At 59.1% G+C, this 15,147-nt stretch carries 13 protein-coding genes; 8 read left to right on the top strand and 5 right to left on the bottom strand.

From position 1 onward, the window contains the following. Window positions 1–39 precede the first annotated feature (39 nt). On the bottom strand, window positions 40–1,059 hold the full coding sequence (locus N1030_RS09950) for a GlxA family transcriptional regulator (RefSeq protein WP_265825328.1): 1,020 nt from the start codon (window positions 1,057–1,059) through the stop codon (window positions 40–42). A gap of 195 nt (window positions 1,060–1,254) precedes the next feature. Here N1030_RS09950 and N1030_RS09945 point away from each other — a divergent pair, with 195 nt between their 5' ends. After that, the gene (locus N1030_RS09945) at window positions 1,255–1,827 is read left to right on the top strand and encodes a cysteine hydrolase family protein (RefSeq protein ID WP_265825327.1); all 573 of its coding nucleotides are present in this window, start codon (window positions 1,255–1,257) and stop codon (window positions 1,825–1,827) included. Window positions 1,828–2,515: 688 nt separating this feature from the next. Here N1030_RS09945 and N1030_RS09940 read toward each other — a convergent pair. From N1030_RS09940 to N1030_RS09930, 3 genes are all read right to left on the bottom strand, one after another. Then, entirely contained in the window at window positions 2,516–3,877 is a 1,362-nt protein-coding gene (locus N1030_RS09940) for a sigma-54-dependent transcriptional regulator (protein ID WP_265825326.1), read from the bottom strand. A 195-nt stretch (window positions 3,878–4,072) separates the two neighbouring features. After that, window positions 4,073–5,413 carry a MerR family transcriptional regulator gene (locus tag N1030_RS09935; protein ID WP_265825325.1) on the bottom strand — a complete coding sequence of 447 codons (1,341 nt, stop codon included), beginning with the start codon at window positions 5,411–5,413 and terminating at the stop codon, window positions 4,073–4,075. Window positions 5,414–5,448: 35 nt separating this feature from the next. Beyond that, window positions 5,449–5,967, bottom strand: coding sequence for an SRPBCC family protein (locus N1030_RS09930; RefSeq protein WP_265825324.1), 519 nt, complete (start codon window positions 5,965–5,967; stop codon window positions 5,449–5,451). Window positions 5,968–6,237: 270 nt separating this feature from the next. Between N1030_RS09930 and N1030_RS09925 the strand changes: the two genes are divergently transcribed. The 6 genes from N1030_RS09925 to N1030_RS09900 all read left to right on the top strand — a co-directional run bounded on the left by N1030_RS09925 (window position 6,238) and on the right by N1030_RS09900 (window position 12,354). Next, window positions 6,238–7,476, top strand: a complete 1,239-nt coding sequence (locus tag N1030_RS09925) for a molybdopterin molybdotransferase MoeA (protein WP_265825323.1) — start codon at window positions 6,238–6,240, stop codon at window positions 7,474–7,476. Window positions 7,477–7,510: 34 nt separating this feature from the next. Further along, the gene (locus tag N1030_RS09920) at window positions 7,511–8,284 is read left to right on the top strand and encodes a TIGR00282 family metallophosphoesterase (RefSeq protein ID WP_265825322.1); all 774 of its coding nucleotides are present in this window, start codon (window positions 7,511–7,513) and stop codon (window positions 8,282–8,284) included. A gap of 80 nt (window positions 8,285–8,364) precedes the next feature. Next, a complete protein-coding gene (gene tyrS / locus N1030_RS09915; protein ID WP_265825321.1) occupies window positions 8,365–9,558 on the top strand; it encodes a tyrosine--tRNA ligase in 1,194 nt (397 codons plus the stop codon). Window positions 9,559–9,633: 75 nt separating this feature from the next. Continuing rightward, window positions 9,634–10,539, top strand: a complete 906-nt coding sequence (locus N1030_RS09910) for a glycosyltransferase (protein WP_265825320.1) — start codon at window positions 9,634–9,636, stop codon at window positions 10,537–10,539. 122 nt (window positions 10,540–10,661) lie between these two features. Further along, window positions 10,662–11,780 (top strand): glycosyltransferase family 4 protein, encoded by a 1,119-nt coding sequence (locus N1030_RS09905; protein WP_265825319.1) that lies wholly within the window; start codon window positions 10,662–10,664, stop codon window positions 11,778–11,780. A gap of 103 nt (window positions 11,781–11,883) precedes the next feature. Continuing rightward, complete coding sequence (locus N1030_RS09900; protein ID WP_265825318.1) at window positions 11,884–12,354, top strand: DinB family protein; 471 nt, start codon at window positions 11,884–11,886, stop codon at window positions 12,352–12,354. Window positions 12,355–12,428: 74 nt separating this feature from the next. Here the strand turns inward: N1030_RS09900 and N1030_RS09895 are convergent, their stop codons facing one another. After that, window positions 12,429–13,862 carry a YhjD/YihY/BrkB family envelope integrity protein gene (locus N1030_RS09895; protein ID WP_265825317.1) on the bottom strand — a complete coding sequence of 478 codons (1,434 nt, stop codon included), beginning with the start codon at window positions 13,860–13,862 and terminating at the stop codon, window positions 12,429–12,431. A 267-nt stretch (window positions 13,863–14,129) separates the two neighbouring features. On the opposite strand from N1030_RS09895, the gene N1030_RS09890 reads away from it, so the two are divergent. Further along, window positions 14,130–15,056, top strand: a complete 927-nt coding sequence (locus tag N1030_RS09890; protein ID WP_265825316.1) for a lytic murein transglycosylase — start codon at window positions 14,130–14,132, stop codon at window positions 15,054–15,056. Window positions 15,057–15,147 lie beyond the last annotated feature (91 nt).

Genomic DNA, 15,147 nt, shown 5'->3' with positions numbered 1-15,147 from the left:
AATGCGTTGACGCGTCAAAGCGTCAGGCAAATGGCTGAATTAACGGGAAGGACTGTGTGCCGGAACAGTTTTGTCATGCCGGACAGGGAGAGCCTTGATCGCGAATCGCTCCCGGTAGGCGGCGGGCGGCATGCCTGTTACGGAGCGGAACAATTTGCGGAAGGAGGCGGAGTCTGCATAGCCCACGGCAACGGTTATCTCTTCCACGTTCATGGTAGTCGATTCCAGAAGCCTGCGTGCGGCGTCCATGCGCAGACGTTGCAGGTAGCCTACGGGCGTTTCTCCGGTGGCGGCACGAAAACGCCGCAGAAAGGTGCGCTCACCCAGACTGGCGCGGCTGGCGAGTGCGGCAACGGTCAGCGGTTCGGCATAATGCTCCTCAAGCCATTCCTGTACAGGCAGTATGGCCCGGTCGCCGTGGTTCTTGCGGAAGCCTGCCATGCAATACGGGGTCTGGGTTTCCCGGTGTGGGTCTATGAGCATGAGTCGTGCAAGGCTCGCCGCTTCTTCCGTTGAGCGGAAGCGGCTGACCAGATAGAGGGCGAGGTCCAGATACGCCGTGACGCCACCCGCACAGATGTAGTCGCCGCCGTCCACAAGCATGCGCTCGGCGCGAAGCATTACTTTCGGGAAGCGGTTGCGGAAGTCTTCGGCAAGATTCCAGTGGGTGGTGGCCTCCCGCCTGTCCAGAATGCCTGCGGCAGCCAGCAGAAAGGAACCGGCACAGACCGAAGCCATGAGCGTGCCGCTTTGGTGCAGGTGGCGGATGGCGTTCAGCAGGGCTGCATCGGTACAGAATGCGTTCAGATCATCCAGAACTGCGGGCAGAATGAGCACGTCCGGTATGGGGAGGTTTTTGTCGTTCAGGCTTCCGTCCGGTGTGAGGGGAAAACCGCCGAAGGCCTGTACGGGCTTTCCGTCCATTGTCCGTACGGTCACCGCGAAGGAGGGCGCTCCATGGTCGTCGCTTCCTCTGGCTCCCGCGACCACAAACATGTCCCGCATGCCTGTTATGCAGGAATAAAGGCACTTTTCTACCGCAAGCAGGGCTATGTGCATGATTATCCTCCGGTGTACGGATTGTCGTTTCTCGCCCGTGATTTGTCAAACGCGACACTTCGAAAGGAACGGACACGGCCCTATACTCTTTCAAACAAGAGGAATGGCCCGTGCCCTGAGTCGGCAGGTCCGGCAGGGGGTCGGCAGTGAGTTTGCACCAAATCATGCAACACAGAAATACGCAGGAGGTGGGGTATGCAGGGGAAGAATACTACGGCGTTGCTGTTGATCGACATTCAGAATGATTATTTTCCGAACGGCGCTTTCGAGCTGGACGGCGCAGCTGCGGCCGGAGAGAAGGCCGGACAGGTGCTTGCCGCCTTCAGGGAGCAGGGCAGGCCGGTCATTCACATTCAACATGAGGCCGTCGCTCCGGGCAGCTTCTTCTTTTTGCCGGAGACAGAAGGGGTGGAAATCCATTCCTCAGTCAGGCCCGTGCAGGGCGAGGCTGTGCTGACCAAACACTATCCCAACAGCTTTCGCGAAACGGGGTTACATGACCTGTTGCAGGAGCTGGGAGTGCAACATCTGGTGGTGGCGGGCATGATGTCGCTCATGTGTGTGGACGCCACGGTGCGTGCGGCATTTGATCTGGGCTACTGTTGCACGGTGCTGCACGATGCCTGCGCAGCTCGCTCCCTTGTGTTTGACGGTGTTGAGGTGTCTGCATCGCAGGTGCATGCCGCGTTCATGGCGGCCCTGCAAATGCGGTATGCGCAGATAAGTTCATGCGAGGCGTTTCTGGAGGCATGCCAGAGGCCCGACTAGGGAGGAAGCGTATGCCGTAGCGTGTGACCTTGTCCGGCGATGGGCCTGTAGGTTACCGGAACGTGCCTGAGGCAGTAAAAAAGGCCGTATCTTAATCAGATACGGCCTTTTTGCGTGTGCCACCGGGAACGGGGGTGGTGCTGTGTGGGGTTTTTCATAGCCAAGCGTGTATGGAGACTGGCTGAGGTTCCCGGTAGACACGACGAAGGAGTATGGAGGAGTTCTGGTACCTTGCGGTACCGGTCACAGTAAGGTTGCCGACTTGCTGTGACCAACGGAATATCCCAAGGAGGTTAATGGACATTCCGTCAGGCATGCGACCTTTGTCCTGTCTGGTTGCGTTTGGGTATATCCAAGAGTCGTGCCAAGATTTGTGTATTGATCTAACGTGCTGATATTGCAGTATATAAAATTTTATATGAATTTGGTGGGGAATAGTTGTGTTGCAATGTGCAACGCTATGATAACGACTTTCATTTGCACGAGTTGAATTTATTGGATTTTTTATTTTCGTTGCATGTTGCAACATGTTGCAGGATGCAACAAGGTGAAGCGTTCCTGTGTGATGCTTCTGTGGGACGGAGTGTATGCCAGCGAGATCTATCCGCAAAATAGTACTGTTTTGCGGGGGGAGCATTGGTGGCTATGCGCCATGATCTGGCAAAATGGCCGGAGCGGGCCGAAAGGGTCAGTCTGCTTCTATGCCGTAGCGTTGCAGTTTGCGCCAAAGGGTGGCCCGGTCAATGCCGAGAATCTTGGCGGCCTGCCCTTTGCTGTGGTGCACGTGTTCCAGCACCTTGAGGATGTGGCGGCGTTCCATTTCGGCAAGGGGAAGCAGGCCTTCGTCGGTCTGCACGTCATGCTGGGTCATGGCGGCTGCCTTGTGGAACTCCTGCGGCAGATGGCGCAGTTCGATGGTCGAGCCGTCGCAGAGTACCACGGCGCGTTCGATGAGGTTTTCCAGCTCGCGTACGTTGCCGGGGAAGGAGTGGGCCATGAGAATGCCGAGCACTTCATCGTCCATGCCGGTCACGTCCTTCTTGAAGGTCGTGGCGAACTTTTCGATGAAGTAGTGGCAGAAGAGGGGGATGTCGTCCACGCGTTCGCGCAGGGCCGGGAGTTTCAGCGTGAACACGTTCAGGCGGTAGAAAAGGTCCTGCCGGAAGCGCCCGCGTTCCACTTCCTTTTCGATGTCGCGGTGGGTGGCGGCCATGAGGCGCACATCCACGGGAATTTCCTCTGTGCCGCCCACGCGGACAACCGTGCGTTCCTGCAGAACACGCAACAGCTGCACCTGCATGCCCAGCGGCATTTCGCCGATTTCGTCCAGCAGCAGTGTGCCCTGATGCGTTGCTTCGAACACGCCGGCCTTGGTGCGCTGGGCACCGGTGTAGGCTCCCTGCTCATGGCCGAAGAGTTCGTTGGCCAGCAGTTCCGCGTTGAACGCGCCCGTGTTCACGGCAAGAAAGCGCTTGTTCGAGCGCGAGCTCAGGCGGTGCACCATCTTGGCCACCATTTCCTTGCCGGTGCCGGTTTCACCCTGGATAAGCACGGTGCAGTCCAGCGGTGCCACGCGGGCTATCTCTCGTTTGAGCGCCTGCATCTTGGCGCTCTTGCCGATGAGCATGGGCATGGCTTGCTGGCCGCGGATCATGTGCCGCAGTTCCAGCAGCTCCTGCTGCAACTGGCTCTTTTCAAAGGCCTTCTGGATGACGATGACGAGATCGGCGGGATTCTCGGGCAGGGACAGGTAGTTGTAGGCACCCATCTGCATGGCGCGCACGGCCGCATCGACCGTGGCCGTGCGGGATACCAGCACGACTTCCGTTTCCGGCGTGTTGCCCTTGATCACCTTGAGCAGGGTCTGCTTGTGGGCGTGATGTTCCTCAAGGGCGGCGACCACGACGGAAAAGTCCATCTGCGCGAGGGTGGCACGGGTCTCGTCGTGATTCTTCACGTGCGTGACCTGCAGGCCAGCCTCCCGCAGCACGGCGGGCAGTCCGGAAAGTGAGTCGTTATCCTTGTCGACGACGAGTACGTCACCGCGCATGGCAGGGTCCTTTGAGGAAGTTCATCCCATAAGCCTACGAGGATGCACGGGTTGCTGTCAATGTCGAGAAGAGCGGCAGGCGTTTATGGGTACGGTGCGTCTGTAGGAGAGGGGGGGGAGAGTGCGGGGGAGAGGCATTTATTCTGTCTGAACAAGGCACGCGGCAGGCATGTGCCGCGTGCCTTGCATGCGTTACTAGCTGTTCCGGCGCAGCACCACGAATTTGTAGCCGTACCAGTCCGGATACTTGCGGTGCAGTTCCACTTCTTCAATGGTGGAAAGGATGCAGGCCAGTCCTTCCTCGTCGTCGGCATATTGGGCCTTCAGCAGCGGGAAGCGCTTTTCCAGCGGGCCGTAGAGTTCATCCCACCAGCTGGACGGGGGCAGGGTAAAGCTGCCCAGCACACTATATCCGGCCTTTTCGCAGACTCCGGTAAAGTCGTCCGCGTGCATCATGGCCGGATAGCCTGTGGCCCAGAAATCGGCCAGTTCCTGCGGTGGGGTGCCGCGCTTGTACCAGCAGATTTCCGAAAGCACCATGTGTCCGTTGGGCGCAAGGCATTGCTTCCAGTATTCCAGTGCGGCGTCAAAGCCCATGATGTAGGCCGCGCCTTCCGACCAGACCAGATCATATCCGCCCTTGCGCAGTGCTTCCGGCAGGTCTGCCATGTCTGAGCAGACCGTGTCTATGCGTTCTGCAACGCCCTGAGTTCGGGCGGCGTCGGTCAGCATGTCCAGAAAGGGCTGGTGGTTGTCCACGGCGGTTATGCGGCAGTCGCGGGCTTTGGCGATGGCCAGCGTCTGTGCGCCCTGTCCGCAGCCTATGTCGATGATGCGCGGGCATTCCGGCAGGTCCGGGACCATGTCCAGCGCTTTCAGGGTGTATTCGTCGCCGCCCGGCGCAAGGCGGGGCAGGCCGGTAAAAGCATCGTACAAAGCTTTCATATAGTTATCCGTCATTTTTTGCAGTTGCATCAGACGTTGCGGCGCGGCAGCCCATGCGCGGATGAGGCCTATTTCCGTGGGCGGAATGCCCAGCACCTTCAGGAAGCGTGCGTGCTGCTCCGGCGCCGTGCGCTCGAAGTCCACATGCCAGCGGCGCATGTCGGCTTCCGAGAATCCGGCATCGGAAAGCAGGGATGTCCACAATTCCTTGTTGATGGGCGTTGCCTCCGGCAGGATGTCCAGTCCCAGCAGGCCGGTGATGATGGTGCGCTGATTGCGCAGGGCCACCATCTCGCGTTGCAGCTCCTCCAGACGTTCTTCAAGGATGGCGCTGAGCGAAGCGCCGTCTCCGGGCTTCCCCTTCCCGCCCCCGTCCCTAGGCGCATCCAGCGCACGGGCGATGTCCGCAAGGGAGAGTCCTGCATCGCGGAACATGCAGATGCGCTGCAGGCGCTCGGCATCCGCCTCCGAATAATGGCGGTATTCCCCGTGCGCATGGGATGAAGGGCGCAGCAGCCCAATCTTGTCGTAATAGAGCAGGGTGCTGCGTGAAAGCCCGAAGCGTCTGGCAAGTCTGCCTACGGTGTACATGGCTGATCCTGTGGAGCCTTTGGGGCTGCCGGTTTCTACTCTGCGCCGGTGTCGGCAAGGCGGGCTTGCAGCTCGCTTGCGGACAGGCGCGTTCCTGTGCTGCAATAGTGGTTGAGCAGGTGCTCCAGCGACAGGATGAGCGCACTGAAGTCCGCCTGCGTGGCGTTCTCCACCATGCTGTTTCCTTCAGTCGTCAGGCCGGTTAACTGCTGGGTCCAGTCCAGTCTGGTGCCTTCGGCCTCGGGAGTCAGCGTGATGGTGTAGAGTATGGTTCTGTGCCCGTTGTTGCGGACAAAGGCGATTTCGTGCGCCGGTTCGTACCGGCATACCACCCACGTGTCTATCAACTCACCTTCAACGCGGACATTGTCCTTGAAGGTGGTCTGAAACACGCAGCCCAGTTCCGCAACGCCTGATCGGGTATGTATCATTGTGCATTGCCATTGTTCAATCCAGTCATATTCACGCACGGGGCACAGCAGGGGAAACACGGTTTCCGGCGTTGCCGATACGTGCATGCTTGCCACAAGATCTTTTCTGAGATGGTTGTTCATGGGTACCTCCGAGTTGGTTCCTAAAGGGTGAAGCTGTAGACAGGTCAACGGCGGGAATGAAAAAACAGAGAAAAAAATCGGAGAGTGAATTGGCTGCCCGTTGATGCGAAACCGCAAGGCTGAAAGCACAGCTTGATTAATGGCCTTTGATGACGCAAGTATGGGGCGCTACGGAAAAAGTATGGTTTCGGGCCGGAGCGGTCCGGTGTTTTATATCGCAATGGCGCGTCCTGATCTTCGGGGCGGCTGGCATCATGAAGAGTGGGTTGCATGAAGAACGGTTTTTTCAATGTATTGAGCGTGACCGAGTTTGTGGATGTGCTGCGGACCTTTGCTCCGCTGCCGGAGGAAAGCGTTTCCGGCATGACGGCGGATGGTCGTGTGCTGGCGCAGGATATGGTGTCGCCTGAAGACCTGCCGCTGGCGGCGCGTTCCTGCATGGACGGCTATGCCCTGCGCGCGCAGGACGTGTTTGGCGCGTCCGAGATGAATCCGGCCTATCTGGAAAGCGCGGGCGTGGTGAACATAGAGAAACCTGCTTCTTTCGGCCTGTGTGCGGGCGAGTGCGCTTCTATCGTGACGGGCGGCATTCTGCCGGAAGGGGCCGATGCCGTGATCATGATCGAGCATACGGAAGAGCTTGGCGCGGGCACCGTGGAGATGCGCAAGTCGCTGGCACCGGCCGACAACGTGATGCTGAAGGGAGAGGACGCCGAAGCGGGCAAGGTGGCGCTTGCCGCCGGAACCCTGTTGCGCCCGCAGGAAGTGGGCCTGATGGCCGCCCTTGGCGTGACGGATGTGCAGGTGTATGCGCGGCCCCGCGTGGGGATTCTCTCTACGGGCGATGAGCTTGTTCCTGTGACGCAGAAGCCGGAAGTGGGGCAGGTACGCGATGTGAACAGTTCCACTCTTGCCTGCTGCGTGGCAAGGGCGGGGGGCGTGCCCACGCAGTATGGTCTTGTGAAGGATGACATTGCAAGCCTTGAGGCGGCGCTTCGTGCCGCGCTGGAAGCCAATGACGTGGTCTTCCTTTCCGGCGGCAGTTCCGTGGGTACCCGCGATCTCACCGTGGCCGCCATTGAACGCATAGAGGGCATGCAGCTTGTGAACCACGGGGTTGCCATCAGCCCCGGCAAACCGCTCATTCTGGCCCGCTGCGGCAACAAGGCGGTGTGGGGGCTGCCCGGTCAGGTGGCTTCTGCTCAGGTGGTCATGTTCATATTGGGCGTTCCGTTCCTGCGTCACCTCGCAGGCTGGCGTAATCCCTTCGATCAGTCCTTGTGGCCTGCACGCCGTGCTGTGCTGACCCGCAATGTCGCTTCCAAGCCTGGGCGCGAGGATTATGTACGCGTGCGGATCGACGTGGCGGAAGGCGAGGTCCGCGCCACCCCCGTGACGGGCAAATCCGGCTTGCTCAAGACCTTGATTTTATCTCAGGGCGTTATTCGCATTCCCTCCGACAGCGAAGGGGTGTATGAAGGGGCCGAGGTTGATGTGCTTCTTTTCTGAGAAGCCGCTCTGAGACTGGAATTCTGGAGAACGCATGCGGATTCTTTTTTTTGGCGACGTCATGGGCAAGCCCGGCAGGGTGGTTCTGAAACGTAAACTGCCTGAGCTGCGCGCACGGTTGGGCGCTGACATGGTCATTGCTAACGGCGAGAATGCTTCCGGCGGCGTGGGGCTGACAACCGATGTGCTGCGCGAGATGCTCGGCTTCGGCGTGGATGTGGTGACCACCGGCAACCATATCTGGAAACATCGCGAGATGTATGGCGGGCTGGACAAGGAAGCCCGGGTGGTGCGTCCGGCCAACTATCCCGCAGGCGCTCCCGGCAGGGGCATGACCATCTGCGATCTTCCTTCGGGACACCGCGTCGCCGTGCTCAACCTGCAGGGGCGTACGTTCATGGATGATGTGGATTGCCCCTTCCATACGGCCTCTGCGTTGCTGAACACCCTCCCCGATGACGTGCGTATCCGCTTTATCGATTTTCATGCGGAAGCCACCAGCGAGAAAAAGGCGCTGGGCTGGTATCTGGACGGGCGCATCAGCGCCATGATCGGCACGCATACCCACGTGCAGACCGCCGATCCCACGATTCTGCCGGAGGGCACCGCCTATCTGACCGATGCGGGCATGTGCGGGGTGGAGGCTTCCTGCCTTGGTATGGACAAGGAAGTGATCGTCAGGCGTTTTCTGACCAAGCTGCCCCAGCGCTTCGTGCTTGCCAAGGGCGAGGTCTCCGTGAACGGCGTGCTTGTCGAGGTTGATCCCGAAACGGGAAAGGCCACGCATATCGAGCTGGTGCGCGAGTAGGCAGGCCCCCTGCGCCATTGACATAACCCCCATTCTCTGCAAGACCCTCATACACATTTCATACAGCGAAAGAGAGTGTCATGGATATTGATAAGCAGCTAGAGATCATCCAGCGCGGCTGTGCTGAGCTGATCAACGTTGAGGAGCTTCGCAAGAAGCTGCAGCGCGGTAAGCCGCTGCGTGTGAAGATGGGCTTCGACCCCACTGCGCCCGACCTGCATCTCGGGCACTGTGTCGCCATTCACAAGCTCCGTCATTTTCAGGAGCTTGGCCATACCGTCATCTTTCTGATCGGCGACTTCACCGGCATGATCGGCGACCCCTCCGGTCGTTCCGAGACTCGTCCCCCCCTGACCCGCGAAGATGTGCTGCGTAATGCAGATACCTACAAGGAGCAGGTGTTCAAGATCCTCGATCCTGAAAAGACCGAGGTGCGCTTCAACTCCGAGTGGATGGACAAGTTCGACGCAGCCGACTTCATTCGTCTGGCATCCCGCTATACCGTGGCACGCATGCTTGAGCGTGACGACTTTGAAAAGCGCTACAAGAGCAATACCCCCATTTCCGTGCACGAGTTCCTGTATCCGCTGGTACAGGGCTACGACTCCGTTGCGCTGAAGGCGGACATCGAACTCGGCGGCACCGACCAGAAGTTCAACCTGCTCATGGGTCGCCATCTGCAGGCGCAGGAAGGTCAGGAGCCCCAGTGCATCATGACCATGCCCATTCTGGAAGGTCTGGACGGCGTGAAGAAGATGTCCAAGTCCTACGGCAACTACATCGGCGTGAATGACGAGCCTGCCGACATGTTCGGCAAGGTCATGTCCATTTCCGACGAACTGATGTGGCGTTACTATGAGCTGGTTTCCCGCAAGAGCCTCGATGAAATCGCCGAGCTCAGGAAGGGCGTGGAAAGCGGTGCCCTGCATCCCAAGGTTGCCAAGGAACAGCTGGCCATGGATATCGTGGGCCAGTACCATGGTGACGAGAAGGGTGAAGAAGCGCGTCAGGGCTTCAACGCCGTGTTCGCCAAGGGCGGCATTCCGGATGATATCGAAACCTACACCTGTCAGGAAGGCGAAGCGTCCGCTCCCGCAGCGTTCCTTGCCGATGCCGGTCTGAGCAAGTCCCGCGGCGAAGCACGCCGCCTGATCAAGCAGGGCGCTTTCAGCGTGGACGGCGAAAAGAGCGAAGACGCGGAAACCCCGCTTGCCAAGGGTGAATACATCATCAAGCTGGGCAAGAAGAGGTTCCTGAAACTTCTGGTGCAATAAGCACCGAAATTCTGTATACAAGGCCGCGTTACAGCGGCCTTTTTCTATGAAGCGACAAAACTAGTGAAGAGGGACATGAATCAACCTAAACTAACCGTGCTGATGTCGGTGAAGAACGGGGAACCGTTCGTTCGCGAGACGGTGCAGTCCGTATTGGCCCAGACCTATGCGGACTTCCGGTTCCTGATCATCGACAACGCCTCGAAGGACAATACGCGTGCCATAATTGAGGGATTTGGCGATCCGCGTATCGAACTCGTGGCATTACCCGAGGATATGGGCCAGACGGGTGCTCTGAATCTGGGGCTTGCCCGTGCGGAATCCGAGTATGTGGCCCGTCTGGATGCCGACGACGTGTGCATGCCCGAGCGGCTGGCACGTCAGGTGGCCTTTCTGGACGCAAACCCGCAGATCGCACTTGTGGGCGCGCAGGCTCAGTTCATTGACCGCAACAGTGCCCTGCTGGGGCATGTGACCGAGTTTCCCGAAGGGCACGGGGATATTGTGGGCTATATGCCCATCACCAACCCCATCGTGCATCCTTCCGTCATGTTCCGTCTTGCGGCGGTGCGCGACGTGGGTGGGTACGACGGCACAATCTCCTACGCGCAGGACCTTGCTCTCTGGATTGCGCTGGCGGAGAAATACCGGCTTGCCAACTTGCCGGACGTGCTGCTGAAGCTGCGCGTGCATCCCGGACAGGAAACCCGCAATGTCTCGCTCAGCACCCGCAGGCTGCGGGACAACCTGCAGCTGTCCCTGCGCATCTACGACCTGCGCACGGCGGATGCGGATACGCGGGCCCTTGCCATGCTGCGGCATCACTACATGCACTTCCTGCTGGGAGAACGGCGCGAAGCCCTTGTCGGCCTTTGCCGCACGTTGCTGACCCAGCCGCACCGGGTGCTTTTCAACCGCAGGTTGTTTGCGGCCCTGCGGTACGCGCTGCTCAAAGCCGTACGCATACGCCGCCTGAAATAGAACAGGATGCGGGGCATGCCGGAAGCGGCATGCCCCGATTACCATGGACTTCGGCCGAGTGTAGCGTCATACTGGCCGGAGTTTTTTTTATAGCATTTCTGAGCCGGTCGCTCGGAGGACATGTGCGCATTCTCGTGTTCGGCAGTTATGCCCCTTCCCTGATAAATTTTCGTGGACCGCTCCTGCGTGCCATGCTGGCTGCGGGGCATACCGTCATTGCCGCTGCGCCCGATCTGGACGCCGACACCGTGCGTACCCTGCACGCCATGGGTGTGGAGGCGGCACAGGTGCCGCTCAGCCGCAAAGGGTTGAATCCCCTGCGCGATATTGCGGCATTGATGTCGCTGGTGAAGACCATCAAGGGCATCGCGCCGGACGTGATGCTTTCCTACACCATCAAGCCCGTGGTCTACGGTTCCATTGCCGCACGTCTGGCGGGTGTGCCGAATATCTACGCCATGGTGGAAGGGCTGGGGTATGCCTTCAACGGCAAGGGCTTAAAACGCACGGTGCTCGCGGTTATCGCGGGCATGCTGTATGCGGCAGGCATGAGCGTGTGCCGGTCCATTTTCTTCCTGAATGAGGACAACAGGGGCTTCTTCCGCAAATGCCGCATCATCTCCGCATCGCGGCGCACCTGTCTGGTAAACGGCACAGGCATTGATCTTGACCACTACGGCCCGGCACCCTTGCCGGAGAAGTATGCCGAAGCTCCCGTCTTTCTGTGCATTGCCCGCCTGCTGCGCGAGAAAGGCGTGCGCGAGTTCGCGGAAGCGGCGCGTCTGGTAAAGCAGGAATTTCCACAGGCCGTGTTCCGGCTGGTGGGGCCCTTTGACAGGGGCGTGGATTGCGTGAGCGAGGAAGAGGTGGCCCCGTGGCGGGAGTGGATGGATATTCCCGGGCCATCGGCTGACGTGCGGCCGGATATTGCCGGCTGTGCCGTCTATGTGCTGCCTTCCTACCATGAAGGTGTGCCTCGCACCACGCTGGAGGCCATGAGCATGCAGCGCGCCATCGTTACTACGGACGCGGTGGGATGCCGCGAGACCGTGCGGGAAGGGCGCAACGGCTACATGGTTCCGGTGGGCGACGCCAAGGCGCTGGCAGAGGCCATGATGCGCTTCATCCGGCAGCCTGAACGCATCGTTTCCATGGGGGCGGAGTCGCGTCGCTATGCCGAAGAGCGTTTTGATGTGCACAAGGTCAACGAGGCAGTGCTGAGGGAGATGAGCCTGTTGTAATCTTCGGGCGCTTGGTGTGTATTCGGGACGGGGGGGGCAGCACTCGCTGCTGCCGGTCAGGAAGCCATCCGTTAGCATCCCGTGAAACAGTCAGGAGGTCCGCATGATCGATATGGATAAGGCCCGCTCTGCCGTTGCCGAGTTTCAGGCGTTGCTGGACGGCACTCCGCTGGAAACAGCGCATGTGCGCGTGGGGCCGGATGCATGGACTCTGGCCGAGATCGTGGGGCATCTCATTGATTCCGCCGCCAACAACCATCAGCGTTTCGTGCGGCTGCGCTTCAGCGATCTTGAAGGATTTCCCGGTTACGATGCCGAGCCGTGGGTGCAGGTGCAGCAATATGACGGCTGTGACTTCGGTATGCTCAAGACCCTGTGGGCCAGCTACAACGCCTTGTTGCTGCATCTGGCCGCCAATACGCCGGAGGAGGCCAGCCCCCGTGAATGGCGGCGGGAATCCGGTCCGTTGACACTGGAATTTCTTGTGGCTGATTATTATGAGCACATGCGGGGGCATATGGCGCATTATGCCCGTCGCCTTGCGGAAGTGCAGGCATTTCTCAAGCCTTTGTAGGCGGTGTGATGCTTTGATGTAACGTAAAAGGCCGTCCTCCGGGGACGGCCTTCTTCGTTTTCAGGCAATCGTGTTTAGCTGGCGGCTGCATCGTCTGCAGTGGGGGGGGGCTGCGATGGCTGGTTCAGACAGGCGGATGCTCCCCCGAATCCTTCGGGCAGCATGCGCTCGCAGTAGTCCTTGAGTGTCATGTTCGCTTCACTGTGCAAGGTGTCTTCATACATGGTGCGGAAGGTGTGGTTGATGAAGCCGAAGCGTGCTGTCATGGGACGCTTGCTGCTGGTGGGCCGGTGCGATGCCAGCGCGAAGATGATGTCCGTGAAGCGGATGCTGTCCGGCGGGGCGCACAGCGCGTAGGAGGGATCATCTCCGCAGGTCTGCACCACCATGCCTGCCTTCTGCATGATGCTCATCACATTCTGGATGAGGCGCACTGGCGCGCGCAGTGTTTCCGAAAGGTCGGCCAGGGATACGGGGCCGCCGTGTTCATAAAAGCGGCGGGTGAGCAGCAGCATGGAAAGGGCTGCCAGTTTGTCGCGCTCTTCGCGGGTGGCGGTGTCCGAACGTATCTCGTTTTCGAAGGTGCGTACGTTCTGCATGGCAAAGCTGAACTCCACGCCGAGCAGGACGATAACCCAGCTGATGTAGACCCATACGAGGAAGAGGGGCACCTGGGCGAAACCGCCGTAAATGGCGTTGTATTTGGCCGCGCCTACCTGATAGGTGACGTAGAGGTTTTCCACGGACTTCCACAGCGTTGCGGCAATGAGGGCGCCGACAAATCCGGAGGGAATGCGTACCTTGGTGTTGGGGATGAACACATAAAGAAAGAGCAGCATCAGGGTAACCATCAGCAGCGGGATGAACTTGAGAAGGGTGATGTAGGCGTAACTGAAGGCGCTGTATGAGAGCAGCGTCTGCATCACGGTATCATTCTTCAGCGAGGCGCTGACGCTGAACGCGACGCCGAAGACGATGGGGCAGATGAGCGACACGGAAAAGAAGTCCGTGAATTTTCGCCACATGGTGCGCCCCTGCGTTACGCCCCATATGGAATTGAAGGCTTTTTCAATGGTGCCCATGACCGAGCCGACGGTCAGCAGCAGGGTTGCCATGCCTATGGTGCCGAGTGTGCCCACATTGGTGTTGTTCACGTAGCCCAGAATGTGGTCCACGGTCTGTTCATTACCTGCGGAGAAATTGAGCAGGATGGCTCGCAGGCCTTCCGAGTTCTGTAACCCCATGCCCTTGGAGATGGAAAAGGCCACCGCGAGAAAGGGAACTATGGAAAGGACCGTGGTGTATGTGAGGGCGGAAGCCCTGAGCAGGCACTGATCTTTCATGAATCCGTGCACCACCAGATAGAGCCACTTGAGCAGGCCTGCCAGACCTTGCTGCTTTCTGTCCTGCGGATCAATGTCTTCAAGCCAGATATCGCGGGTGACAAAGCGGACAATTCTGCCTGTCTGCTCTTTCAGTGAGGCCTGAGGTTTTGTCGGTTGCGTCATGATTTTCCTGAACCGGTTGAAGGTTGGGGGCTTGCCGCCGTCAGGTAAAAAGCGATAGAATACATTATGAACCAGTACCAGATCTCCCCGACATACGACAACCCTTGCCGATTGATCTGCACCGACTGTGTGTCCGGTGCTGGTCGTAGCGTTGTGCTGCTGCGTGCTTTGGTGTTTTCGTTAGTCTTGTTAACCATATGCGGGTGCGCTGCGGCTTCTTCTTCCCGAGCGCAAGAGGCCTCTGCCGCTGTAGTGCCACCGGATGCCGTGCAACAATCGCCTGTGCAGGCTGTTTCCGTGCAGTCCGGCTTGGAACAGCCCATCATGAACTACTCCGGAACCACGCAGGTACTGGACAAAGGGGTTGATGAAGGCTGGCAGGCTCTTGTGGACAGGCTGGAGGCGGACGGTTTTGACAGGCCCTACGTTGAGAGCCTGTTCCAACGTGTGGAGAATCCCTATTCCGCGGGTCCCATGGGGCATAAGATGCGGGCTCTTTTCAAAACCAAGTACGCTCCGCGCAAGCCTGCCACCAAGAAGTCCGTGACGGCCCAAGCGCCCTCTGTGTATCCCGGTGTGATTGTGCCGGAGAACATGCGCAAGGCGCGTACCTTCCTGCAGGATCACCGGACAAGTCTGCGGCTGATGGAAAAGCGCTTCGGGGTGCCCAAGGAAGTGGCTGTGGGACTCATGCTTGTGGAGACGAGGCTCGGCAATTTTCTGGGCAAGGAACAGGCCTTTCGCAATCTGGCCTGTCTTGCCGCTTCCGATTCGCTCGACCGTATCCGGCCGCAGCTTGATGGCCTCAAGATAACCAGAGAGCGTGCAAGCTGGCTTTCCAAGCGCATCGAAGACAAGTCATCGTGGGCGTATACCGAGCTGAAGGCGCTTATCACCTATTCACAGCGGAGCGGTCTGGACCCCGTGTCCATGCCGGGGTCCATCTATGGTGCCGTGGGTATCTGTCAGTTCATGCCTTCCAACATCATCCGCTTCGGCGTGGATGGAGACGGTGACGGCAAGGTCAATCTGTTTCACGCGCAGGACGCCATGCATAGTCTGGCCAATTATCTGAAATATCATGGATGGAAACCGGGGCTCAGCAGAGCCAAGCAGACCAAGGTGCTGCGGCACTACAATAACAGCGCCACCTACGCCAATACCATTCTGGCCGTGGCAGATGCCTTGCGCTGAGTAGTGGCTGGTGCCTATATGGGCAAAACTATCATTGCTTTTGCAGACATTTATCCTAGAATGCCGCAATGGTGGGAATAGTGCGTACCGC

Source organism: Desulfovibrio mangrovi, from assembly GCF_026230175.1.
GTDB lineage: Bacteria > Desulfobacterota > Desulfovibrionia > Desulfovibrionales > Desulfovibrionaceae > Halodesulfovibrio > Halodesulfovibrio mangrovi.
Note: the sequence above shows the minus strand (reverse complement) of the source record. Positions and strands in the feature narration are given on the sequence as shown.